We start from the raw sequence: 24,592 nt of genomic DNA, 5'->3' as shown, positions 1-24,592 counted from the left end.
AAAAACCATCCCTAACTACAAACAACTGATTAAACTTACCAAATTTACTAAATCATGAAGAAAATGTACTTCAAGTGCATGTCTATGCTATTGCTATGCCTTTTTACCATAGCAGCATTTGCACAACAAAAAACCATCTCCGGAACGGTTAAAGATAACCAAGGGCCAGTTCCAGGAGCTACAGTAACCATTAAAGGTTCAAAAAAGGCCACACAAACGGATATTGACGGTAAATTTTCAATTACAGCTCAAAGCACTGAAACCTTAGTTATTTCCATTTTAGGTTACCAAACCAAAGAAGTATTAGTAGGAGGGCAGACGAGTATTGCAGTTAGCTTAACGGCGAGCGACAATAACTTAAATGATGTTGTGGTAACTGCACTGGGCGTTAAAAGGGAAGCTAAATCCCTGGGCTATGCTGTTAACACCATTTCATCAAAAGAGATTACACAAGCCGGGGCAACAAACTTTGCCAGCGCTATGTATGGTAAAGCACCAGGTGTTCGGATCTCTTCAGCACCAGGCGGGGCTACAAGTGGTGTAAATATTAATATCCGTGGTGTAAACTCTATTACGAATAAAACCCAGCCACTTATTGTAGTTGATGGTATTCCAATCCGCGATGGCGATTATAACAATAATGATTATTGGGGCGATCAAAGGATGCGTGGGAACGGACTTTTAGATATCAATAATGAAGATATCGAAAGTATTTCCATTTTAAAGGGTGCATCGGCAGCTGCGCTTTATGGTTCTGATGCGGTAAACGGTGTGGTTTTAATCACTACAAAAAGTGGTAAAGGAACAAAAGGATTCAGTATTGATGTAAACGCAAATTACTCAAATGATAAAGTTGCATATCTGCCAAGATATCAAAATGTTCGTGGCCCAGGGATTGATCCTTTTTATTCTGACGCAGGCCAGGCAGCCGACGGATTCGTTTACGTAGACAGAGATGGTAATGGAACAAAAGAAACCAGAGGTGTAGGTGCATTTACCATTAACTTCGGTCCTTTATTTGATGGTCAGCCAACATTAGCTTGGGATGGCCAGATGCGACCATATGTAGCTCAGGAGAATAATTACGCTAAATTTTTCCAGACTGCACATAATTCGGTAATTAACGTAGCTGTATCAAATGCTACAGAAAATTCAAATACCCGTTTCTCATTAACCCGTCAGGATAATGAGGGTGTTAGTTACGGCACTAAAAATGAAAAAAATATTGCTAACCTGAACACCTCATTTAAGTTGGGTAAGAAATTTACTACTGACCTGGTTGTAAATTATATTAATCAATACACACACAACAGACCATTTATGGTTGATCGTATGATTAATAACTTCACAGGTATGATCGGGCGTTTCGATAACCCGGATTGGTACTATGACCGCTATAAAACAAGTAGAGGTTATAAGTATGTGACCGGCACAAACCAAAGTGTAACGCCTTCAGAAAATATTATCTATAACGGATTTAGATCTGATGTGGCAGATTATATCTGGAATGTAAGAGAAAATAACGAAAATGAATTCAGTGATCGTTTAATCGGTAGTTTAACCAATACCTGGAGCATTATCGATGATTTGAAACTTCGTGCAAGAGTCTCGTCGGATATAACCTCACAGAAAACCGAGAGTTCAAATCCAAACGACAAACCGCTTGCTTTTGGTAATTCAGGTTATTTTGGTTTAATGAATTATAACAGCAAAATCCTTTACGGTGATGCATTGTTAACTTATACTAAAAAAATCAATGAAGATTTCGGTATTACCGCAATGGGTGGTTATACAGCAACACGCGAAACCTATAATTCAGTTCAAAGAGAAACGAATGGTGGTTTAAGCGTAGAAAACTGGTATGATCTTGCTGCTTCAGTTAATCAGTCTACATTTAATTCAAACTTAAATTACAGAAGAAGATTAGTAAAAGATGCTTTGCTAGGAACCATAAACGGAAGTTTCAGAGATTATTTATTTATTGAGGGTACGGTTCGTAGAGATAGAACTTCATCGATGAACCCAAATCAGAATAGTTTCGTTTATCCTTCTGTTAACTCGGGTTTTGTATTCTCAGAAGCTTTCAAAATGCCATCATTCATTAGTTATGGTAAATTACGTGCGTCATGGGGTATAGTAGGTAATTATCCTTCTGTGTATATGGCAAATGTAGCCTACACGCAAAATACTTTGGGTTCTCAGGGCGGTTCGAGCTCGGTGCTTTATACCACAATCCCATCTGCATACGGCAACGAGTTAATTAAGCCAGAACGTAAGAAAGAATTTGAACTTGGTTTAGAAATGCGCATGATCAAAGATCGTTTGCGTCTGGATGTATCTTACTATAATGCACAAATCGCTGATCAGATTCTTCCTTTAACCTTGCCATCTACTTCAGGTGCAACTTCAATTTTGGCTAACGTAGGTACGCTAAGAAATAAAGGTATCGAGGTAGCTTTAAGTGGTTCGCCTGTAAGATCTGCTAACTTTAACTGGAATGCAACCCTTAATTTCTCAAACAACAAAAACGTTGTAGAAAAATTAGCTAATGGTGCAACTGAATTACTGCATGCCGATTATGATGGTAATGCTGCACAATTGAAATCAATTGTTGGTCAGCCAATGGGCGATATTTATGTACACCCGATCTTAAAAAATGCAGCTGGTCAGGATGTGATTAATAGTGATGGACTATATGCGCTTGATGCAAATAATATGGTAAAGGCCGGTAATGCAATGCCAAAGATTATTGGTGGCTTAATCAACAATTTTAACTACAAAAACTTCTCTTTGGATGTAGTAATGGACTTCCGTTATGGCGGGCATGTAATGCCTACGGGTATTAACTGGATGATTAGCCGTGGTTTACTTGAAGAGAGTTTAAACTATATGGATACAGACCATGGAGGTTTAACTTATTATCGTAATGCGGCAGGTGTTGGTGTTCAAACCAGTGGAGCACAAGGTCCTAACGGCGAAAAAGTTTACCACGATGGTATGTTAATGCCGGGCGTTTTAGCCAACGGGCAACCAAATACTAATGTAATTTCTCAATCGTATTACTATTGGAATACGTACAATTGGGGTGGTCCTCAATATAGCTCATCACGCTACGAACTATATGTTGTTAAAAACAACTATATAAAAATGCGTGAAATCACTTTCGGATATAAAATTCCGGCAAACCTGGCTAAAAAAATCGGTGCTAAAAACTTACAGATTTCAGCTTTCGGACGAAACCTGTTTTACGTTTACAGAACGATCAAGGATTTAGATCCTGAGCAACTTACATCAGGTTCGAGATGGACACAAACCATTACTAATGCAGGGTCGAACCCGGCAACAAGAACCTATGGTTTTATGCTTAGAGCAGGTTTTTAATTAGTGGTTAAATGGGAAAAATAAAATTAAGATGAAAAAGACATTATCACTTATAACGATGACTTTATGCACTGCATTAGTTATCTCATCATGTAAGAAATCAGATTTTGCAGATGCTTACAGAAACCCTTCAACCCTTGCTGAGTCGACGGTTGATAAACAATTCGCAGGGTTAATTTACACAAACAGGGAATATGTGGTTCCAAGCTATTGGAATTATTTTGTTGTACAACGTACATCTGTAAACCAATATACTCAAGCTGTAGGCTGGATTAATGCTATTGGCCAATACATTCCGCCGGCTTCGGGCGTTAGCGACAGATGGAACAATTATTACAGTTTTTTAGCGCAATACAGAGAATTGCAGAAAATCTATAATGCTTCTACTGCTGCACAGCAAGCTGATAATAAAATATTTATGATCACAGCGGCGATATATTTTTATGATCACACTGAAAAGGTAGTTGATTTACATGGCGATATTCCTTGGGCTGAGGCAGGTATGTTAAGTACAAATGGTGGCAGTTACAGTGCCTCTTATGCCAAATACCAGAGCGCTGAAAGTATTTATACAACAATGCTTGACGATTTAAAGGGCTTCTCAGATGCATTATCTACCATAACGGTACCTTCAGCTACGGCAAGCAGTTTTAAAACTCAGGATCTGATCAATAAAGGAAACGTTACCCTATGGCAAAAATATTGTAATTCGCTTCGTTTACGTATGTTAATGCGGGTTTCTGCAAGTAGTAACTTTTCATCACGTGCAAATACTGAAATTGCAGCTATTTTAGCAAATCCTACAAAATATCCTTTAGTAACTGTAAACGATGATAATATTTTGCTCAGGGTTTATGATTTAGGTAGCGATATTAATGCTAAAGGATTCCAGGACGGTTTAGAAAGCTCGGGATGGAATTCAAATATTGCCGGTAAGAAAATGATTGATCACATGAAAACATCTGCTGATCCACGTTTAAGGGCTTTGTTTGAGCCAGGAGCAAACGCAGCAGGTGTATATAATGGATTAGATCAGAGCTTAGATGCCGGTGCACAGACTACCCTTGTAAATGGCGGTACTTTAGCAATTTACAACCGTTCTACAGTAAGCAGAAACCAGTATTTTCCAGGTATCCTGATTACAGCTGCCGATGTAAATTTATTATTGGCAGAGTACTACCTGAAGGCAGGTAACGATGCCATGGCTAAATCTACTTACGAAGCAGGTATTAAACAATCGATAAACTTTTATTATTGGGTAAGGACACTGAGTGCCGATAATACTGCTGGCGCTTTAACTGCTACAAGTGATGCAGAGATTGCCACTTATACTGCGAAACCAGCAATTATCTGGACGGGTGCAACCTCTACAGCAACTAAACTAAGTCTTATTGCCACACAAAAATGGTTAAACTATAACGTTATACAGCCAATTGAGGGTTGGGCGGAGTTGAGGAGGTTAGATTTACCGGTATTGGCTTTCAATACTGATAATTCGAGCAATCAAAAACAACCACCTGTAAGATGGTTATATCCTTCAAGCGAAATTTCGTATAATGCAACTAATTATGCGTCGGTTCAGGGAAAAGATAATTTAACAACTAAAATCTTTTGGGATATAAATTAATAACTTTAAAATGGGGCAGCATACCACTGTCCCATTTTTAATTATATACTATGTACAAATTTGCCACCTCCACATTACTCATCCTACTTTCATTAAAGGTTTTTGCACAGCAAAATGATATAATGCCTCAGTCTACCCATTACGAATGGCCGAAAGATAAACTGGTTAAAGAAAAACTGGATAGCTGGCAAGACAAAAAATTTGGAATGATTATTCACTGGGGGCTTTACGCTGTTCCTGGAATTATAGAATCCTGGTCGCTATGCTCTGAAGACTGGATTGAACGAGATACGACAATTTCTTATGATGATTACAAAAAACAATACTGGGATTTCAGCAAACAATTTAATCCGGTAAATTTTAATCCTGAACAATGGGCTAAGGCAGGTAAAAGCGCCGGAATGAAATACCTTGTATTTACCACCAAACACCATGATGGATTTGCGATGTTCGATACAAAACAATCTGATTTTAGCATTGCCAAAGGTCCTTTTGCAGACAATCCTAAAGCTGATGTGGCCAAATATGTTTTTGATGCTTTTAGAAAAGAAGGCTTTATGATCGGGGCATATTTCTCTAAGCCTGATTGGCATTCGCAATACTATTGGTGGCAAAAATATGCTACGGCAGATAGAAATAACAATTATGACATCAGGAAATACCCTTGGCGATGGAATAAATTTAAAGATTTTACCTACAACCAGATTGGGGAGTTGATGCATAATTATGGCAGCGTAGATATTTTATGGTTAGATGGCGGCTGGGTTAGGCCTTTGGAAACAGTTAATGCCGAGGTTTTATCGTGGGGAGCAAACATTCCAAAATGGAGCCAGGATATTGATATGCCCAAAATAGCCGAAATGGCCAGGAAAGCACAACCTGGATTAATTATGGTTGACAGAACGGTTCACGGACCTTACGAAAACTACCAGACACCAGAGCAGAAAATTCCTGAAAAGCAACTGGATTATCCCTGGGAAAGCTGTATGACTTTAGGTGGTGCCTGGGGTTTTGTGCCTAATGATAATTATAAACCTGCTGCTGAAATTATACATAAACTTGCCGAAATTGTTGCCAAGGGAGGAAGTTTACTTTTAGGTGTAGGGCCTAAACCTGATGGTACATTGCCTGCTGATGTTATTACAAAGCTTAATGATATAGGAAGGTGGACTACTGTTAACGGTAAAGCCATCTACAATACCAGGATAACCAAAAATTACAACAGCGAAAATACCTGGTTTACACAAAGTAAAGACGGTAAAAAACGCTTTGCAATTTATTGCATAACCGCACAGGATAAGCCTGCAGGTACAATTACCTGGAATGGAAATACACCTAAAAAGGGAACTGAAGTAATCTTAATTTCTACCGGGCAGAAAGTGAAATGGACGGTTGAAAATGGTAAAACGACATTGAAAGTGCCTGCTATAACCAATAATGAAGCAGCCTTGGCATTTGAATTTACACCGGAAACTTAGTTTATTTCAAACCTTCAATTCCGAGTTTTTCTGCAAGCTCATTTAAATCATTTACAACAACATCAATCAGCGGGATACCGCTGATTTTTCTTTCCTGTTCAAATTCATGTTCAGGTTCGCCAGGAATAATTACTTTCTTATCAGGACTAATTGTCTCAGCACCTTTGAAACGTTCTATCCAATTATCGAGATGGTTTTTAAAGTCAGCGGCCGGACGGAATCCATCTACACGCATGGCGCCTAAAAAGTGACCAAGGCCTTCACCAACCGGATTAGCTGAGGGCTCCAGGAAAGCAACAAATGGCGGTGCCCATGGGCCATAATTTGCCCCGGAAAGTACAGCCGATAAAATGTCTACTGTTGCGCTTAATCCATAGCCTTTATGGCTTCCGTGATCCTTGTCGCTACCCAATGGGAGTAGTGAACCACCATTTTTTAACTCATTGGGATTGATTGAACTTTCACCATTCTTATCCTGAACCCAGCCATCAGGAATAGCTTTGTTCGCCCTTTGGGCAATCTCAAGCTTACCATTTGCAGCTGCGGCCGTAGCCATGTCTACAATAACCGGAGGATATTTTCCAGCAGGAAATGCATAACACATGGGGTTAGTACCTAGCAAACGTTCATTGGCGTAGGTAGGAGCAACCAGTGGGCTTGCATTGGTCATACTGATGCCGACCATATCTTTTTCAACAGCCATCAAGGCATGATAACCAGCTATGCCAAAATGATTTGAATTTTTTACTGAAACCCATCCACTACCATATTTCTCTGCTTTTTCTATGGCAACTTTCATGGCGAAGGGTGCAACTACTAAACCCAATCCGGCATCGCCATCTATTGTGGCGGTTGTTGGCGTTTCGTGAATGATTTTAATAACCGGTGTAGCATTTATCCTGTTCTTTTCCCACAAACGTACATAGCCACTTAAGCGTGCCACTCCGTGTGAATCAATTCCACGTAAATCAGAACGTATTAAAACATCGGTGGCAAGTCTGGCATGCTCGTCGCTGCAGCCCATTCTTTTGAAAACGTTGTAAGTAAATGTTCTGAGATGAGATTCGGTAAAAGTGATAAAATTCATTTTTAGTATCAATTTGTCGTCATTGCGAGGTACGAAGCAATGACGGTGATTTAAGGTAGTAGCAAAGTAAAATCGCCACCCAAAGGCTCAAAGTTTTCGATACAGGTTGAAAGAAAATCCTCACCATAATTCACATACATTGGAGCAATATTCATTGTTCTTTCCTGCATGGTTCCATTGGGAAAGAGTCTTTTCTTTACATTTTCGATTTGAACCAGTGCGGTTTCGTGTTTGCGTTTCTCTGCACGGAACAACTTTTTCTCCAGGTTTGCGAGCAGGTGATTTGTTTTCTGCTTTGCAGTATCTGTTGAAACTGAAAGTGTTTTATCTATTTTGTAAGCATTAAGCTTAATCTGGTCGAAAATACTGTTAATGGCCCTGGTTTCATCTGCTAAAATTAATTGAGCGGTAGAATTCCTTTTCACCCAGATGTTTTTCAATTCATCAACAGGAAGAAAAATGTCCTCTAAGGCAAAACCGAGATTATATAAATTCTCAGCACTGCGTTTATCAATTAATAATGCCGAATTGCGAAGTAATAAAACAGGGAAATCAACTTTGTAGAAATCAAAATTGGCTTTTAACTGCATCCAGTAAGCCACTTCGGCACCACCACCAATGTAGGCAATATTTGGCAGGATAACTTCCTGGTACATGGGGCGCATTACCACATTTGGGCTAAACCGTTCGGAATGCGAATTAATTTCTGCTCTTATTTCTTCTTCAGTAAAACTAATTTCAGTATGGTTAACCAGGTATTTGCCATTTTCGAAAATCAAGCGTTCACGCAAGTTATCTTTAAGGTAAAAGAAATTAATATCACGCCCATTTACCTGGGTTTTGTAACCTAGCGATTCAAGTGCAACCGAACTTTCCTCGATGTTTTTCGAGCTGTTGTGCTGTATAACATCGGCAGTGATAATATTGGCAAAAAGACTTTTTAAGGAAGGTTCGTCGGCATTTACAATAACCAATCCGTATTTTTCGAATAAGCTGTTAACTAAAAAACGGGTTGCATCAGCTAAATTATCATGCTGTAAATAAGCCTGCTGAACCAATTTTGCAATACGCTTTCCATTTTTTGAAATTCCAAGATAACCCTGGTAAGCCAACACAGCAGCTTCAACAGTTTTGGTGCTTAATCTTCCTGTTGCACCATTGGTATTTTGTATCCAGCTGATATTTTTTTCATCGACACTAACGTGATTAATTTCATCAAAATCATGATCTTCAGTTGCCATCCAATAAACCGGAACGAAATTTTTATCAGGATGAGCAATTTTAAGCTCGATAGCCAGATTAATTGCCGTTACAATCTTATAGATGAAGTAAAGCGGTCCGGTGAAAAGATTTAACTGATGCCCGGTAGTCACTGTAAAAGTACTTTCCGAAGCTAAAAGCTCTATGTTTTTTGAAACCGATTTATTGGGTGTAATGTGCTGGTATTGCTTTTTCAAAACATCGACCAATAAATTCCTGTCGCCTTGAAAATTTCTGTTAGCAATTGCCGCTGCAAGGCCATCCATATCAGGACGATAACTGTAAAAAGCTTTTAACTTTTCATCGTTATTAATATAATCCAGAACAAGTTTGGAAAAAGAACCGGTTTCCTGATAGGAGATATATTTTGCCTGCATAATTAACGAAAGTAATGCAAATTAAGGATAATCATAAAGCAGAATAACTATTTTACAATTGTTAAATAATTATTAATTGCTTTCAATGGCGCCAACCTTTTCCCGGTAAAGCTTTATTGGTCCATCTAAAAGTACTGCAATAACCGTTAAAGATTCATCAAGCTTTTCCTGAGGAATATCAATGTATACAATTCCTGGAACTTTGCTCCAATAAAGTTTATTAAATATTTGATGGTTAAGCATTGTTCCTTCGCCAACAACCCTTATCCTGCTAATGTTATTTGATAAACCTTTGATGGCAATCGGGCCAGTTGGTTTACCCTCTACAAATAAATAAAGTGTTTGTTTATCTGCTGATAATGCTGTATTGCCCTGATAGTGCCCTTCGGGAATTCCTTTCCCTGTTTTATAAAGTGCCTCAGCGTTTTTTATTACCCATTTATTGATTGCTTCATCAAGTGGTTTAACACCTGGGTTGAAATTCAGGCCGTCAGCCGGTAAGGATGAACCATCAAAAATATTAGTGCCAGCATTTAGTTCGAGCGAAAGTTGTTTAAGTTTTAGTAGAGATTCGGCAGGTTTCTTATTATCGGTAAATAACTCGTCGAAAGAAATGTTTTTTACCGATGTTTCTGCCAAGCTTAAAGGCTCTTTGAATTGCACTTTGATAACGGTAACATCCTGATCAAAATCCTGCATAGGTATTCTGAATCCATAAGTATTGCTGCTTATTTTGTTTATGGGTATGGATTTGCCGCCAATTAGTTGAATACCGGCTATTTCTGATTTTATACCCCTTAGAAGAATGGTTTCGTCGGTTTTATAATCGATATAGAGGAATAGTGTTTTTTTATCTTTCGAACTTGCCGTTTTACCATTAAAGTGACCTGGAGGAATTCCGGCTTCAGTGCCATAAATGGCTTCCCCGTATTTTTTAGTCCAGCGGCCAAGATCTTTCAGGATTTTTACCTGTTCAGTCGCAATACTACCATCGGCTTTCGGACCGATATCAAGCAGTAAATTGCCGCCCATGCTGATGCAATCAACCAGGGTTCGGATAATCATATTTGATGATTTGTAATGATTATCATAGGGTTGAAATCCCCATGAATCGTTCATGGTATAACACAATTCCCACTCTGATGATGCAGGCCTTACTACCGGTACACCTTGTTCGGGGGTATCATAGTCGCCATGGCCATTTAAACGCGAATTGATGATGACGTTTGGATTTACCTTGCGAAGGTTTTCCAATATGTTTTTAGCCTGCCACTCTTCGCCACTATGCTCCCAGTCGCCATCAAACCAAACTAAATCCGGATTGTATTGCGTAGAAAGTTCATTGAGCTGCCCCTGAAAGTAATGCTGGAATTTTTTAAACCGGGCGGATGCTTGTTTGTAATCGTAACGTTTGCGGTCACGTGTAAAACCATCATAATCTGGATAACTCCAATCGGGTAAGGAAAAATATAAACCGGTTTTTAAGCCCGATTTTTTAAGGCTGGCAACAAATGGTGTAATTAAATCTTTTTTAGCTGCACTATGCTTTACTGTAGTAGTGGCATTTTGCATTTTACTGTCCCAAAGGGCTACGCCATCGTGGTGTTTAGTGGTAATTACCGCATATTTTGCCCCACTTTCCTTAATCAGGTTTACCCATTCTGCAGGCTGGAATCTGGATGCATTAAAACCATTAAGCTGCTTCATGTAAGCGTCGTGGTTTATATAGTTGTTAAAAAACGACCAAGATTCGGAAATCCCGTTAACCGAATAAATTCCCCAATGAATAAAAATGCCCAGTTTCGCGTCGGCAAACCATTGCATTTTATTCGAATCTGCCTCTTTTTGTTGAGCAAAAGTATTGGAAGCGAAGAAAAATAAAATTAAGAATTTTAAAATACGCATAAAATTATGATAGATAGTTTGATAAATATAAACTTCCTATCAAAAAAAGTGCATAATGAAATGGAGTTTAATTTTCAGGCAGAATCGTTACTGCCTGAAAATTAGATTAAAATACTACAGGAACCTTTCCTTCTGCTACCCTTGTCAAATCAGCAATCGTGAAATCTTTCTTGTAGCGATAAGGTTCCCAACAAGGTAAAGTCGGTTTCCAAAACGGATTTTGGCTTAAATAAGAGGTATTATCACCTTCCAATAGCCCAACAAAAACTTCAGTTACAATACGGGCGCCAACATCACCAAGACGTAAACCCATTTGTTGTACTTCTGCCTCTTTTAAAATATAAAACCAAAGTGGCGTGCTATTCTCAAAATTAACTTTATAGTGTTTAAGATCATCAAATACATCAGCGCCTATTGGCTGAAGACGCATAGCATGAGCCACCCTTTGGCCTGAGGGCAAACTGAAAGTCAGGCTTCTTAATAAATTGCGGCTTGCCAAAGAAATCACATCTGCTGAAGCAAAACCAGGTAACTGGAATAGGGGAGATGATAACTTTGTATCTATTAATTTATTTGGGCGCATACTTCCATCTCCGAGATTGAAAAACGTATGCCAATCTAAAAATCTTCTGTCAGCTCGTTTTCCACCGCGTAAATCATTAGGATCGGGGTGATTATGATCTACAGAAAAGTCAAATATATCTGCAAAGAATGGTGTTGTATTTGGTTTGTTCGCAATTCCAAAATTAGCTCTGTAAGAAGGACGAATTTGACTGTGCCCAAAGCGATAGGCAGCTACAGAAAATTCTACAGGAATATAGGGTTGGTTATGCCATCCGTAGAACTTCCTGCCATTTAATAGTACGTCATTTACAATATCTTGTCCACAGAGTAGTGGAAGGAACTCATGCAAAACTATCCATTGATAATGCCAGCGGACTAATTCCTGTGCTTCGTTAAAAACAGTTGAGGGAGATTTTGTAGGGTATTTTATCCTTATAGCGTCTACTAAAACATTGTGAAATCTTAGAAATAAGACTTGTAACTGCGAAACGATTAAATTTTCATCGTTTCTTGGGTCACCGATTAAGGCAGTATTTTGAGTGTTCCTTGGTACATCGAATTTGTCGATATCATCCTTCCCTTTGACATTTAAGGGATGCAATAACATTTTAATTCCCATTCCATCTGATTGGTCATAAAGATGGGGTGATGCACCTGGACCACTGCCATAAACATTATCCAAGGCAAGACTTGGCGTTCTGAAATTCTCGATGAACTCTGGGTCTGCCTGTCGTTCCAGGCTCGAAGTTGGATCGAAGGTAATGTCGTGATCAATGAATTGACCTAAAAAAGTCATTCCTGCACTCATAATCGGTGAATTAGGATTATTTACCTGTAAGGCTGGATTGGTAATTAAATCAATCGGGTTTTGACTTAAGTCATCTTTTGCATCCATTATCCCGCCTTTTTTTCCAATATCCTTTAGTGCTTCCCTAACTTTAGGGGTGTCGGGTGCAAATGATGGTAGTGACGGAAAAATCCGACCGAATTTTCCTTTGTCGTAATAACGTGACGTAAAAGGAACGATGTCCTGATAAAGGGCTCCATGTCTGCTCATAATATTATATTTTGGTTAAGGTTTATTATAAATATAAATAATGAGTATGTATTTTGTTGATTTTATGTGAGTTATACGCTTTTTACGGTATGGTTAAATTGATCTCGACTGAAGAATAACAATATTCTAATAATAGATAAATGATTAAGTAATCGCGATTTGCAAAGCATATCCCAATCTGGTAATTGACTTAATTTATTATTTCCGTACTTAATACATAAAACAAAAAAGCCGCTCTGTAGAAACAGAACGGCTTGTAAAATATTTGGATTTATTAATTTACCATTTTTTGCGGCGTTCGCCACCTTCACGGTTTCCGCCTTCTCTGCGTCCACCTTTATCATCACGGCTACGTCCAGAGAAATCTCTGAAACCGCCACCACCTTCACGGTTGCCACCTTCGCGTCTTCCGCTACCGCCGCCTGATCTTCTCTCACCGCCACGGTAACCACCGCCACCGCCTCTGCGCTCACCGCCGAAACCGCCACGTCTTTCTCCGCCACCGCGTCTTTCACCTCCGCCATCGCCGCTTTTTTCAATACGAACCTGACGGCCATTAAATTCAACGGATTTAAAGCCTTCGAAAACTTTATCAGCAACAGCATCTTCAACTTCGAAGAAAGAGAACACGCCTTTTAAATCAATTTTACCAACGCTCTTACCAGCAATTTTACCGTTGTTACAGATGAATGATAACATATCACCACGAGTAAACTCATCTACGGAACCTAAGTTGATGAATAAACGGGTATAGCCTTCGCTACCACGTCCACGTCTTTCGCCACGATCACCTCTTTCGCCACGTTCATCGCCTGCAGCTGCATTTAAATCTGGTGCTTTAGAATAGTATTCTAGGAAACGGTTAAACTCTAGTGAAGCGAAACGTTTGATTACATCCTCTTTAGATAAATCTTTAAATTCATCCATAATACGAGGAATGTACTGGTCGATTTGCTCTTCGTTAACTTCTACGTTATGTACTTTATGTACTAAAGAGAATAATTGTTTTTCGCAAACATCAAATCCTGTTGGAAGTTCGGCTTTGGTAAATTGTTTACCAATAATGCGTTCTAACTGACGGATTTTACCTAATTCTTTAGAATTGATGATACAAATAGAAATACCGGTTTTACCTGCACGACCTGTACGGCCAGAACGGTGAGTATAACTTTCAATCTCATCAGGTAAAGAATAGTTAACTACGTGTGTTACATTGTTTACATCTATACCGCGGGCAGCAACATCAGTTGCAATTAATAATTGCATGTTACGTTCACGGAAACGTTGCATTACTTTATCACGTTGTTGTTGCGATAAATCACCGTGTAAGGCATCAGCATTGTAACCATCCTTAATTAAATGCTCAGCAATATCCTGTGTATCTAATTTCGTTTTACAGAAGACAACGCCGAAAATATCAGGGTTAAAATCTACAATACGTTTTAAGGCAGCATATTTATCACGTGCACGAACGATATAATATTCGTGTTCGATGTTTGCGTTACCTGTATTTTTTGTGCCCATGGTTAATTCTACAGGGTTTTCCATGTAGTTTTTCGCAATGCGACGAACCTCGGAAGGCATCGTAGCAGAGAATAACCATGTTTTTTTGTCATCAGGAGTAGTTGATAAAATGTCGTTTATGTCATCCTGGAAACCCATGTTTAACATCTCGTCGGCTTCATCAAGCACAACATATTTAACGTTTGAGAAATCGATGGCTTTACGGCCAATGATATCTAACATACGGCCGGGCGTGGCCACTACGATTTGAACGCCTTGGCGTATTTCGCGTAGTTGTTGCATAATGTTAGCACCACCGTAAACGGCAACTACGTGTGCATTAGCAATGTTTTTAGAAAAGTTTTTAAGGTCGTTAGCGATCTGTAAACATAACTCACGGGTAGGGCATAAAATTAATGCCTGTGGTTTATTTACTTTAAAATCGATTAGTTCTAACAGCGGCAAACCAAATGCGGCTGTTTTTCCTGTTCCTGTTTGGGCCAAACCAACAAAATCGTTATTGCCCTCTAACAGTACAGGAATACTTTGCTCCTGAATCGGCGTTGGATTTTCAAATCCAAGGTCCTTTACGGCATTAACGACGTCATCACTTATCCCCAATAATTGAAATGGGTTTGTCATTCGTCTTTTTATTTTTTAATTGAGCCGCAAAGGTACGGTTAATATTCCGTATTTTATTGATGGTTAGCTAAATAGTTTTTTTAGTTAAATAATTGAAAATAAGGAAGAAGTATTGAGGTTAAGCAGGTGCCTTAGAATCTTATAAGCAGTTTTTAGCGAAATTTCATACTTATGGATGTTCAGGTTTAACTTTTTAGATGTTAAATATTCTTTAATCAACAATAAATGTAGATGCGGTAACCGAAGGAATAACGACAATCATATCGAATCCTTTAATAATCCTTAAAAGTTTGATGTCATTAATTTTAATTTTCCCATCACTGATAGCTTCCTGAATTGATTTTAAATCGAAGCAATGCCAGGCGTTGCCATTTACCATTTTAAAAAATGGTTTCAGTGTTTTTAAACTCCCCGAATTTTCATCAACTTTTTCAGCATCGAAACCTTTAAATGGAGATGCCTGAAACCCAGATTTACCAATTACCATTATATGAACTGATTTTTCAAAACGGCTGTCGGCAATGTTATTAACCAAATTACCTGTGTCATATATTTCGAGCAAGCTTTCTCCTTTAGCCATGTGGTTTGCGCCATATTTAAACAGGTTTTTTTTATTAACCCAATTGCTATAGTTATTCATCAGCTGATTTTTCATCAGTTGAACCCTTAAATGATGATCCTGGCTTTTATAAATTTTGGCTGTTAGTTTTAAGTTTGAAATAAGCTGCTGCTCTTTTTTACTTAAAGCAAGTACCTGAAGCTCGTTAAGGTTTTTTTCAAATTCAGGCGTATACATATAAAACCCTTTAGCCTGGTTTTTTAGGAAATTAGCGAAATATGTCTTTGAGTTTATTTCAATGGTTTCATAAATTTTTCTGGCCTTTTCATTCTTCGTGATTTTCTTAAGCTCACTGCAAACTAACCGGTCTGCAACCAATAAAATCTGATCTGTTCCCTGAATTTTAGTGTGATTTTTGCTAAGTTTCTTTAATAAATCAAATTCTGCTTGGAAAGCGTAAAATGAAAACGTATTGCCAAATTCGTTTACATAATTTCTTAAATCACCCGGACTCAGCAAATTGATTTTATCCTGAATAATCTGTGCAGAATAAGGATCTATTTCGCAAAAGAAGTTATCGAATTTTATCTGATCGATAATAGCTGAGAAAAAATATGGTATTTCATTGGTGAAATGGTCTTCACCAATGGCTACGTAATTGCTTTTTTTTGCTTTATCCAGAATCTCGTCCCAACCCGGACCTTTAAAGCCCTTTTCGGTTTTTTCAAATGTTTTTAGGTTTTGTTTAGCAAGGTTGGTAAGAAGACTATCTTGCGCATAAACAATACCTGCGTTTAAGAATCCAAGAAGGATTAGCAATTTTTTTAAAGAGCGCATCAGAAATTGAGGGATTTATAAATATTGTAGTTGGTGAAAATTAATTAACGCAAGCGCTCAGCAGAGCGGATTAACCTTTCATCTTTATTAATCCCAAAAATTGCCAGTACACAAAACAGAATAGCTAATGCCGGCATGTAAGCGCCAATACCAAAAGAAGCACCTTCAATACCGCCTGGCAATTCTTTTGCGTAAATACTGCACCAAAAAGCGAAACCGCCGATAGCAACAATAGTAAAAATTGCGATTTTCTTTTGTTGACTTCTATTTTTGAATTTAAAAATATTAATAAAACATAATACAATTAATATGGCTTGGGTGATTATTAAAGGCAGAAAAACATCAACTGTTAATACTTTTCCAGTTTTTCCTTTAACAAAATAATGAAGTCCATTAGTGAAAATCTGAGCTTCATCACCATTAATTACTTTTGTTGCAATAGGTAAAAATAGCATTAATATAAGTGTTAGCGTTGCAAGGAAAAGCCAGATTGATTGTATTCTTTGTATCATGTTAATTTAATAAGTTGTACAAATATATATTTAATTCCATTTTACAGGCTTATGTAATAAAAGGAAAAAGTATTTTTGCATCGCTTTGAGTAAAAAAAGGTATTTCATACAAATCGCATATGATGGCAGCTTATATCATGGCTGGCAAATTCAACCTAATGCAACAACTGTACAGGCGTTATTAGGCAAGGCCATGTCTACATTTTTCAGGCAACCTATTGAAACCCTTGGCTGTGGCAGAACGGATTCGGGGGTACACGCAACTGAATTTTATGCGCATTTCGATGTCGAGAATATTGCTGAAGAAAAGGTTATGGCAGCTATTGGCGGTATAAATGCAATGTTGCCTTATCAAATTGCAGCAAAAAGAATAATTCCCGTTGATGATGTGGCACATGCCAGATTTGATGCAACCGCCAGAGCTTACAAATATTACATCCACTTCGAAAAAGATCCTTTTAAACTTAACCGTTCGTGGCTGCTTAAAGATAAGCTTGATGTGAGTTTGATGAATATCGCTGCAAAGGAATTATTAAATTATACCGATTTTTCTTGCTTCAGTAAATCAAATACCCAAACTTTTACCAATAATTGTAAAATTGTTCAGGTTGGTTTTGAAGAGATAAACGATGGCCTGGTTTTCACCATTGAGGCCGACCGCTTTCTTCGTAACATGGTTAGGGCGATTGTAGGAACCTTAGTTCGCGTTGGCAAAAGGGAAATTGATATAGCAGGTTTTAAAAATATAATCGACAGTAAAAACAGAAGCAATGCAGGTCAATCAGTGCCCGCCTGTGGTTTGTACCTGGTAAAAGTAGAATACCCGTATATTGGGAAACTATAATAAAATGAATCATGGAATGAGTTTTAGCAGCTAATTCAAAATTCAATCGTTAAGATTAAAAAAATGGCAGTAACAGGCGACGTATATAACAAAGGATTGCTGAAACGTATTTTTAAGTACGTTAAGCCTTATCGTACTGTTTTTATATGGTCGGTTATTCTAACCATTTTACTCGCTGCTATTTCACCAGTAAGGCCTTTCTTAATCGGCTATACTTTGGATAAATTTATCTTTACAAACGATTATAATGGTTTGGTAAGTATGATTATCCTGATGATTTTCATGCTCATTCTGCAAACTATTATTCAGTATAGCCAAACACTTTTAACCAACACTTTGGGTCAGTCGGTTATCCGTGATTTAAGAATCGGTGTATTTAACCACATTACTAAACTCAGGTTAAAATATTTCGATAAAACCCCCATCGGACAATTAATTACAAGAACGGTTTCGGATCTGGAAACTATTGCCGATATTTTTTCAGAAGGATTGATTTCGATGATAGGCGACTCGCTGCAGGTGGTAGCTGTTGTTGGCGTTATGCTTTATATCGACTGGAAAGTAACCATAATAGTTTTAATTCCTGTACCGCTGCTGATTATGGCAACCCGGAAATTTCAGAAGTCAATTAAAGTGGCTTTTCAGGAGGTGAGGAGCGAAGTTACCAACCTGAATACCTTTTTGCAGGAACATATCACTGGAGTTTCCATCGTTCAGTATTTCGCCAGAGAAAGGCAGGAGTATAAAAAGTTTTACAATATAAATAAGCGTTACCGCGATGCGAATATCCGTTCAAACTGGTATTATTCTATCTTTTTTCCGGTTGTAGAGTTAATATCAGCAATGTCTATGGCACTGTTGATATGGTATGGAGGTAAGAGTGTTTTCAATAATATGATTACACCAGGGGTAATTAACCAGTTTATCTTATATCTGGCGATGGTTTACACACCAATCCGTCAGCTGGCCGATAAATTTAACACCTTACAAATGGGTATGGTTGGCGCTGAGCGTGTATTTAAGGTTTTAGATACCGATGAAAGAACGCCTGACACCGGAACACTTAGCCCGGCAAAACTCGATGGTAATATTAAATTCGAGCAGGTCTGGTTTGCCTATAATGAAGATAACTATGTATTGAAAGACTTATCGTTCGAAGTAAAGGCCGGTGAAACAGTGGCCCTTGTTGGTGCAACAGGCGCCGGAAAATCTTCAACTATAAATATCCTTAACCGTTTTTATCAGGTAGAAAAAGGGTGCATAACGGTTGATGGAATTGATATACACGATTTTAAACTCGATTACCTGCGCAGTCATATTGCAACCGTGCTGCAGGATGTTTTTCTTTTTTCGGACACGATTTTAAATAACATTACTTTAAATAATCCTGACATAAAGATTGAAGAAGTTGTTGATGCCGCCAAAAAAGTAGGTGCACATGATTTTATCGAGCGCTTACCGGGTGGTTACCAGTATAACGTAATGGAAAGAGGTTCGACGCTTTCTGCCGGCCAGGCGCAACTGATTTCCTTCATCAGGGCTTTGGTACACAACCCTGCTATTCTTGTTTTAGATGAGGCAACTTCATCAGTAGACACGGAGACAGAATTGCTGATTCAGAAGGCCATCAATAATTTAATGGAAGGCAGGACTTCAATTGTTATCGCCCACCGCTTATCAACCATTCAGAAAGCCAATCAGATTATTGTGCTGGATAAAGGTGAAATCAAAGAAAAAGGTACCCACCAAGAACTGCTAAAGCTCGATGGCTATTATAAAAAGCTTTACGATTTACAGTTTTCTTCTGAAGGTATTGCCAAGGCCTAAGCTTTTCCCGATTAATTTCTTAATTTAACATCTTAAAAACTCAAACCTAAAAGATGAAATCTTTAAAACTAATTGCAGTTCTGCTTTGCTCTTTTCTTACCTTAAATCTTTCGGCCCAGCAAAAAAAATACGTTATGGTAATCCACGGCGGTGCCGGAACTATTTTAAAGAAAAACATGACCCCTGAAAAAGAAGCGGCATATATTGCGGTTTTAACACAGGCCTTGAAAGCAGGCTATGCGCAAATTCAGGCGGGCAAAACAAGTCTTGATGCAGTGGAAACCACCATTCATGTTTTGGAGAACGATCCACATTTTAATGCAGGTAAGGGAGCTGTTTTTACACATGATGGACGTAATGAACTGGATGCAGCAATTATGGATGGTAAAACCTTAATGGCAGGTGCAGTAGCAGGCGTAACCACCATAAAAAATCCAATTTCAGCAGCGAGAGCCGTAATGGAAAAATCAGAACATGTAATGCTGGTTGGTGCAGGAGCTGATCAGTTTGCAAAAGAAGCAGGTTTGGAAATTGTAGATCCTAAATATTTCTGGACTAAAGAGCGCTGGGATGGTTTGCAACAGGCAATTAAAGAAGATTCTACAAAGGCAGTTTTAGATCACGGGAGTAAAAAATCAGAACTTTTAGGAACTAAAAACCACGATTATAAATTCGGTACTGTGGGCTGCGTAGCATTAGATAAAGCAGGTAACTTAGCTGCCGGAACTTCTACTGGTGGTATGACTAACAAAAAATATGGGCGTGTTGGAGATGCACCAATTATCGGAGCCGGTACTTACTGTAATAACGAAACAGCAGGTATTTCATGTACTGGCTGGGGCGAATTCTACATTCGCAATGTTGTAGCCAAAACCATTTCCGATTTGATGGAATACAAAGGATTGTCTGTCGATGCTGCTTCAAAAATTGCCATTGAAAAAGTTGGTAAAATGGGTGGCGACGGAGGTTTAATCGCTTTGGATAGAAAAGGAAATATGACCATGCCATTCAACACCGAAGGAATGTATCGTGGTGCTATAACAGCTGATGGGAAAATAGAAGTAAGCATTTATAAATAATGAAGAGGTTTCTGCTATTGTCCTTTCTGTTCATCGCCTTTTTCGGCGTGAAGGCGCAAAATAAAGGTAGTTTGTTCATTATTGGTGGTGGAAACCGTTCGGATGCATTGATGAAAGAAATGCTGCGAACCGCTGAATTAAAGCCGAATGATTATATTATTGTATTGCCGATGGCGAGTACAATTCCTGATTCGGGTTTCAAAAGCCTTTCAACACAATTAAAGAAGATTGATAATTATCAGGTTAGGAATTTCAATTTTAGCAAGCATGATGTAAAAGATAAAAAATGGATAGATTCTTTATCATCAGCGAAGTTGATTTATATCCTAGGTGGCGATCAAAGCCGTTTCATGAAATCGGTTCTGAATACACCTGTTTACGAAGCTATCCGCCAAGCTTACAAAAATGGCTCTACCATAGCAGGTACTAGTGCCGGAGCGGCAGTAATGAGTAAATATATGATTACCGGAAATCAGCTTCAGGATACCATTTATAAAGAAACCTTTAATAAACTCTGGGATAAAAATATTGAATTTGAGCAGGGGATGGGCTTGCTGGAAAATACCATCATAGATCAGCATTTTCTTAAGAGGAACAGATATAATCGGTTAATTTCTGCATTAGCGTCCCATCCCGATTTAGTAGGGGTTGGTATCGATGAAAGTACAGCTATTATTGTTCATGGTAATAAAGCTAGGGTTGCAGGCGATAGTCAGGTGATTAGGATTGCGAAGCCAAAGGGCTTAAAAATAACCGATAAAGGCTTGCTAAAGTTTAATCAGGCCGAATTTGGTGTTTTTACTGCAGGTGATGTAATTGATATCTTACCTTAATTTCTTTTCAGGCAACAGGAAAAATTTCTATATTTCATTTTCCAAACAACTTAAATGAAGTCAATCCTTTCCAATTTAACCTTTCAGGTTTTAGTAGCCATTACGATAGGCATTTTTGTGGGCGCCTATTTCCCCGGCTTTGCACCAAGCGCTAAATTAATAAGTCAGGGTTTTATTAACCTGATTAGCATGTTAATCGCACCAATTATTTTCTTTACTATCGTGTTGGGTATTGCACACATGGGCGATATGAAAAAGGTTGGCCGTGTAGGAGGGAAAGCACTTTTATATTTCGAAATTGTAAGTACAGTTGCTATAGCTATTGGATTATTAGTAGCTAACGTGCTTAAACCAGGCGTTGGGATGGTAACAAAAGGGGGTGATGCTACCAAGATTGCTGGTTATGCAGAACAAGCCAAAGAAATGAATTGGGCTGAGTTTTTTCTGCATATTATACCTCATAATATCATTGCTTCCTTTGCAGAAGGGAATATTCTGCAAATCCTATTGTTTGCAATACTCTTCGGTTACGGCTTGAACAAGTTGGGTGGCGAAGGAACCGTAGTACTAAATGCTTTTGATAAAATTTCTAAAGTGCTGTTCAAGATTATGAAAGTGATTATGCGCTTAGCACCAATTGGTGCTTTTGGAGGGATGGCTTTTAGTATTGGTACGCATGGTTTAGGTAGTATCTTGGGAATGGCTAAGCTTATGGGATCTGTATATTTAACCTGTATACTATTCATTTTTGTTGTTTTAAATGGTATTTGCAGATATTATAATTTCAGCTTGTGGCAGTATTTGAAATATATCCGTCAGGAGATTTTAATTGTTTTGGGAACATCATCATCCGAATCAGCCTTGCCAAGTATGATGCAAAAGATGGAAGCCATTGGCTGTGATAAATCCGTTGTTGGTCTGGTGATTCCAACTGGTTATTCTTTCAATTTGGACGGGACGGCAATTTACCTGGCCATGGCCGTGATATTTTTATGTCAGGTTTTTCATGTCGATTTATCGCTCGGACAACAGATTACGGTTTTAGGTGTTTTAATGGTGACATCAAAAGGTGCCGCTGGTGTTACAGGAAGTGGTTTTATAGTTTTGGTTTCTACCTTAACAGCACTCAAAATTATGCCTATTGAACATATATCGATTTTGATTGGTGTAGATCGTTTCATGAGCGAGGCCAGGGCAATTACCAATGTAATCGGAAATGGAGTTGCGACAATTGTGATTGCAAAAAGTGAAAATCAATTCGACGAAACAAAGTATTTAAAAGCCATACAGCCGGCGGTGATTGAAAAAAATGAGGAGGGCTAATATGATCCGATTTGTGGGTTATTATCGAGGTAATGACAAAACAAAAAAAGGATAATTAGTTAAACCTTGTTTAGATTTGAATTTCTAAGCATACATCATACATCATACATCATACATCATACATCATACATCATACATCTCACATCTCACATCTCACATCTTTTCCCTACCTTTGTAACAGAAACGTGTAACACAGCATGTTTAATTAAAGCAGATCACATTGGCTCAGGAAGAACAAAATAACCGCAAAGAGAAAAGCGAGTTACACCCACGCAACAAACACCGTTCGCGTTATAATTTCAAACAACTTACCGCAACCTCAAAAGAATTAAAACGTTTCGTTTTCAAAAATGAGCATAACGACGATTCTATTGATTTTGCCGATCAAAATGCAGTTAAGGCTTTAAACAGGGCATTATTAAAGCAATATTACAACATCGGCCAATGGGATATTCCTAAAGATTTTCTTTGTCCGCCTATTCCGGGCAGGGCAGATTATATTCATTATGTTGCCGATCTTTTAGGTTCGAGCAATAAAGGTAAAAATCCAAAAGGCGCAAACGTTAACGTGCTTGATATTGGCGTAGGTGCAAACTGTATTTACCCGATTATTGGCCATCAGGAATATGGCTGGAGTTTTGTTGGTTCGGAGATAGATCCACTTTCTGTTGAATCTGCAAAGCGTATTGTCGAAGCGAATAAACCTTTACAAGGCGCAATCGAAATTCGTCAACAGGGTTCAAAAATGGGTATTTTTAGGGGGATAGTTGGACGCAATGAACGTTTTGATGCAGTGGTTTGTAACCCGCCATTTCATTCTTCGCTTAAAGAAGCGGAGCAAGGTACCCGCCAGAAATGGCGTAATCTTGGTGGAAATGAAAAGGAAGTGAAACACGTTTTAAACTTTGGTGGAAATAAAGCCGAACTGTGGTGCCCGGGCGGCGAGCGTGCTTTTGTAGAGCAAATGATTATTCAAAGTGAGCAAATTAAAAATCAAGTGTTGTGGTTTACTTCGCTGGTTTCGAAAAGTGCTAATTTAAAAAGTATTTATAATGCCTTGATAAAAGTAAATGCTTTCGAGGTGAGAACAGTACAAATGAGTCAAGGGCAAAAAATCAGTCGTTTTGTAGCCTGGACTTTTAAAGACGATGCTGCACAGGCGGAATGGGCTAAGGCCTGGAAAAGCGAGAGCTCAAAACCTGAAGCTAAAAGCGTTTAAAATAAAAATATTTTGAAAAGCAAAGCCGGATGAACGATTAAAGTTGGTCCGGCTTTTTGTTTGTATCTTTTTTTACAATTCCTGTCATGCTTCGTGCCTCAGCATGACAGCGTTTTCACGGTTGAAGCAAAAAAAGTATACCACTTCAATCCGGTTTATGAACAAAGGCCTGAAGCACAGATATGTATGATGGTCTATTTTTTCTCGTACACGATCATAATTACCAAATCATTGTCTTTGTTAGGGGCAATGCCATGCGAGCTTCCCGGGCGGGTTAAAACTGCGTCGCCGGGTTTAACCGGAAATGTTTTTCCGTTCATCTGCATTACACCATAACCGCTTAAAACATAATAAATTTCATCTTCTTTCTGCAGATGATAACCAATTGAAGAACCTGGTTTCAATACTCTTTTCCGGAAAGCAGTTTTAAGGTTTTTAGCCTCAGCAAAGAAATTGTAGCCAATCGTTTCACCACCACCGTTGTGTGTGCCAGGTTCTTTTTTGGCAACGTCTACATCGTTTTGCAAAATGTATTTGCTGGTATCATTAGTTTGCGCTTTTGCAGCTAAAGAAAAGATTGTCGCGAAAAGTACAATAGTTAAAAGTTTATGTATCATTATGTTTTTACTTTAGGTTTCACTTTCAGCCTTAGTCTTTCAGCTTTTAGCTCACCAATAA

At 38.4% G+C, this 24,592-nt stretch carries 17 protein-coding genes; 9 read left to right on the top strand and 8 right to left on the bottom strand.

What is annotated here, in order from left to right; translation table 11 throughout:
- Positions 1–54: 54 nt before the first annotated feature.
- Genes R2R71_RS10115 through R2R71_RS10105 form a run of 3 tightly spaced genes read left to right on the top strand, consistent with a single transcriptional unit; the run spans position 55 to position 6,486 of the window.
- Positions 55–3,381 (top strand): SusC/RagA family TonB-linked outer membrane protein, encoded by a 3,327-nt coding sequence (locus R2R71_RS10115; protein ID WP_316831160.1) that lies wholly within the window; start codon positions 55–57, stop codon positions 3,379–3,381.
- A gap of 31 nt (positions 3,382–3,412) precedes the next feature.
- Complete coding sequence (locus R2R71_RS10110) at positions 3,413–5,008, top strand: SusD/RagB family nutrient-binding outer membrane lipoprotein (RefSeq protein ID WP_316831159.1); 1,596 nt, start codon at positions 3,413–3,415, stop codon at positions 5,006–5,008.
- 50 nt (positions 5,009–5,058) lie between these two features.
- Complete coding sequence (locus R2R71_RS10105) at positions 5,059–6,486, top strand: alpha-L-fucosidase (RefSeq protein ID WP_316831158.1); 1,428 nt, start codon at positions 5,059–5,061, stop codon at positions 6,484–6,486.
- Position 6,487: 1 nt separating this feature from the next.
- Here R2R71_RS10105 and R2R71_RS10100 read toward each other — a convergent pair whose 3' ends face one another.
- The 7 genes from R2R71_RS10100 to R2R71_RS10070 form a co-directional block, all read right to left on the bottom strand.
- Positions 6,488–7,573 (bottom strand): Ldh family oxidoreductase, encoded by a 1,086-nt coding sequence (locus tag R2R71_RS10100; RefSeq protein WP_316831157.1) that lies wholly within the window; start codon positions 7,571–7,573, stop codon positions 6,488–6,490.
- Between the two features lie 50 nt (positions 7,574–7,623).
- Complete coding sequence (gene bshC / locus R2R71_RS10095) at positions 7,624–9,210, bottom strand: bacillithiol biosynthesis cysteine-adding enzyme BshC (protein WP_316831156.1); 1,587 nt, start codon at positions 9,208–9,210, stop codon at positions 7,624–7,626.
- Positions 9,211–9,282: 72 nt separating this feature from the next.
- Positions 9,283–11,115 carry an alpha-L-fucosidase gene (locus tag R2R71_RS10090; protein WP_316831155.1) on the bottom strand — a complete coding sequence of 611 codons (1,833 nt, stop codon included), beginning with the start codon at positions 11,113–11,115 and terminating at the stop codon, positions 9,283–9,285.
- Positions 11,116–11,221: 106 nt separating this feature from the next.
- Positions 11,222–12,736, bottom strand: a complete 1,515-nt coding sequence (locus R2R71_RS10085; RefSeq protein WP_316831154.1) for a heme peroxidase family protein — start codon at positions 12,734–12,736, stop codon at positions 11,222–11,224.
- A 279-nt stretch (positions 12,737–13,015) separates the two neighbouring features.
- Entirely contained in the window at positions 13,016–14,881 is a 1,866-nt protein-coding gene (locus tag R2R71_RS10080; protein WP_316831153.1) for a DEAD/DEAH box helicase, read from the bottom strand.
- Between the two features lie 211 nt (positions 14,882–15,092).
- Complete coding sequence (locus tag R2R71_RS10075; protein ID WP_316831152.1) at positions 15,093–16,277, bottom strand: hypothetical protein; 1,185 nt, start codon at positions 16,275–16,277, stop codon at positions 15,093–15,095.
- A 44-nt stretch (positions 16,278–16,321) separates the two neighbouring features.
- Positions 16,322–16,789 (bottom strand): DUF4293 domain-containing protein, encoded by a 468-nt coding sequence (locus R2R71_RS10070; protein ID WP_316831151.1) that lies wholly within the window; start codon positions 16,787–16,789, stop codon positions 16,322–16,324.
- A gap of 85 nt (positions 16,790–16,874) precedes the next feature.
- Here R2R71_RS10070 and truA point away from each other — a divergent pair, with 85 nt between their 5' ends.
- The 6 genes from truA to rlmF all read left to right on the top strand — a co-directional run bounded on the left by truA (position 16,875) and on the right by rlmF (position 23,914).
- Positions 16,875–17,633, top strand: coding sequence for a tRNA pseudouridine(38-40) synthase TruA (gene truA / locus R2R71_RS10065; RefSeq protein WP_316831150.1), 759 nt, complete (start codon positions 16,875–16,877; stop codon positions 17,631–17,633).
- 63 nt (positions 17,634–17,696) lie between these two features.
- Positions 17,697–19,460 (top strand): ABC transporter ATP-binding protein, encoded by a 1,764-nt coding sequence (locus tag R2R71_RS10060; RefSeq protein ID WP_316831149.1) that lies wholly within the window; start codon positions 17,697–17,699, stop codon positions 19,458–19,460.
- A 53-nt stretch (positions 19,461–19,513) separates the two neighbouring features.
- Positions 19,514–20,539 carry an isoaspartyl peptidase/L-asparaginase gene (locus tag R2R71_RS10055; RefSeq protein ID WP_316831148.1) on the top strand — a complete coding sequence of 342 codons (1,026 nt, stop codon included), beginning with the start codon at positions 19,514–19,516 and terminating at the stop codon, positions 20,537–20,539.
- Positions 20,539–21,372, top strand: coding sequence for a cyanophycinase (locus R2R71_RS10050; protein WP_316831147.1), 834 nt, complete (start codon positions 20,539–20,541; stop codon positions 21,370–21,372). The genes R2R71_RS10055 and R2R71_RS10050 overlap by 1 nt, the downstream gene beginning before the upstream one ends.
- A 54-nt stretch (positions 21,373–21,426) precedes the next feature.
- Positions 21,427–22,695 carry a C4-dicarboxylate transporter DctA gene (gene dctA / locus R2R71_RS10045; RefSeq protein ID WP_316831146.1) on the top strand — a complete coding sequence of 423 codons (1,269 nt, stop codon included), beginning with the start codon at positions 21,427–21,429 and terminating at the stop codon, positions 22,693–22,695.
- A 220-nt stretch (positions 22,696–22,915) separates the two neighbouring features.
- Entirely contained in the window at positions 22,916–23,914 is a 999-nt protein-coding gene (rlmF, locus tag R2R71_RS10040; protein WP_316831145.1) for a 23S rRNA (adenine(1618)-N(6))-methyltransferase RlmF, read from the top strand.
- Between the two features lie 194 nt (positions 23,915–24,108).
- On the opposite strand, the gene R2R71_RS10035 is transcribed toward rlmF, so the two are convergent.
- Positions 24,109–24,531 carry a cupin domain-containing protein gene (locus tag R2R71_RS10035; RefSeq protein ID WP_316831144.1) on the bottom strand — a complete coding sequence of 141 codons (423 nt, stop codon included), beginning with the start codon at positions 24,529–24,531 and terminating at the stop codon, positions 24,109–24,111.
- Positions 24,532–24,592 lie beyond the last annotated feature (61 nt).

The sequence above is a fragment of the Pedobacter aquatilis genome (assembly GCF_032678405.1).
Lineage (GTDB): Bacteria > Bacteroidota > Bacteroidia > Sphingobacteriales > Sphingobacteriaceae > Pedobacter > Pedobacter aquatilis_A.
Note: the sequence above shows the minus strand (reverse complement) of the source record. Positions and strands in the feature narration are given on the sequence as shown.

Bases quoted from the DNA above. Each gene is read 5' to 3' on its own strand.
- R2R71_RS10100 (WP_316831157.1), bottom strand. From the start codon at position 7,573: ATGAATTTTATCACTTTTACCGAATCTCATCTCAGAACATTTACTTAC.
- R2R71_RS10105 (WP_316831158.1), top strand. From the start codon at position 5,059: ATGTACAAATTTGCCACCTCCACATTACTCATCCTACTTTCATTAAAG.
- R2R71_RS10090 (WP_316831155.1), bottom strand. From the start codon at position 11,115: ATGCGTATTTTAAAATTCTTAATTTTATTTTTCTTCGCTTCCAATACT.
- R2R71_RS10060 (WP_316831149.1), top strand. From the start codon at position 17,697: ATGGCAGTAACAGGCGACGTATATAACAAAGGATTGCTGAAACGTATT.
- R2R71_RS10035 (WP_316831144.1), bottom strand. From the start codon at position 24,531: ATGATACATAAACTTTTAACTATTGTACTTTTCGCGACAATCTTTTCT.
- R2R71_RS10110 (WP_316831159.1), top strand. From the start codon at position 3,413: ATGAAAAAGACATTATCACTTATAACGATGACTTTATGCACTGCATTA.
- R2R71_RS10075 (WP_316831152.1), bottom strand. From the start codon at position 16,277: ATGCGCTCTTTAAAAAAATTGCTAATCCTTCTTGGATTCTTAAACGCA.
- dctA (WP_316831146.1), top strand. From the start codon at position 21,427: ATGAAGTCAATCCTTTCCAATTTAACCTTTCAGGTTTTAGTAGCCATT.
- bshC (WP_316831156.1), bottom strand. From the start codon at position 9,210: ATGCAGGCAAAATATATCTCCTATCAGGAAACCGGTTCTTTTTCCAAA.
- R2R71_RS10070 (WP_316831151.1), bottom strand. From the start codon at position 16,789: ATGATACAAAGAATACAATCAATCTGGCTTTTCCTTGCAACGCTAACA.
- R2R71_RS10115 (WP_316831160.1), top strand. From the start codon at position 55: ATGAAGAAAATGTACTTCAAGTGCATGTCTATGCTATTGCTATGCCTT.
- R2R71_RS10055 (WP_316831148.1), top strand. From the start codon at position 19,514: ATGAAATCTTTAAAACTAATTGCAGTTCTGCTTTGCTCTTTTCTTACC.
- R2R71_RS10085 (WP_316831154.1), bottom strand. From the start codon at position 12,736: ATGAGCAGACATGGAGCCCTTTATCAGGACATCGTTCCTTTTACGTCA.
- R2R71_RS10050 (WP_316831147.1), top strand. From the start codon at position 20,539: ATGAAGAGGTTTCTGCTATTGTCCTTTCTGTTCATCGCCTTTTTCGGC.
- R2R71_RS10080 (WP_316831153.1), bottom strand. From the start codon at position 14,881: ATGACAAACCCATTTCAATTATTGGGGATAAGTGATGACGTCGTTAAT.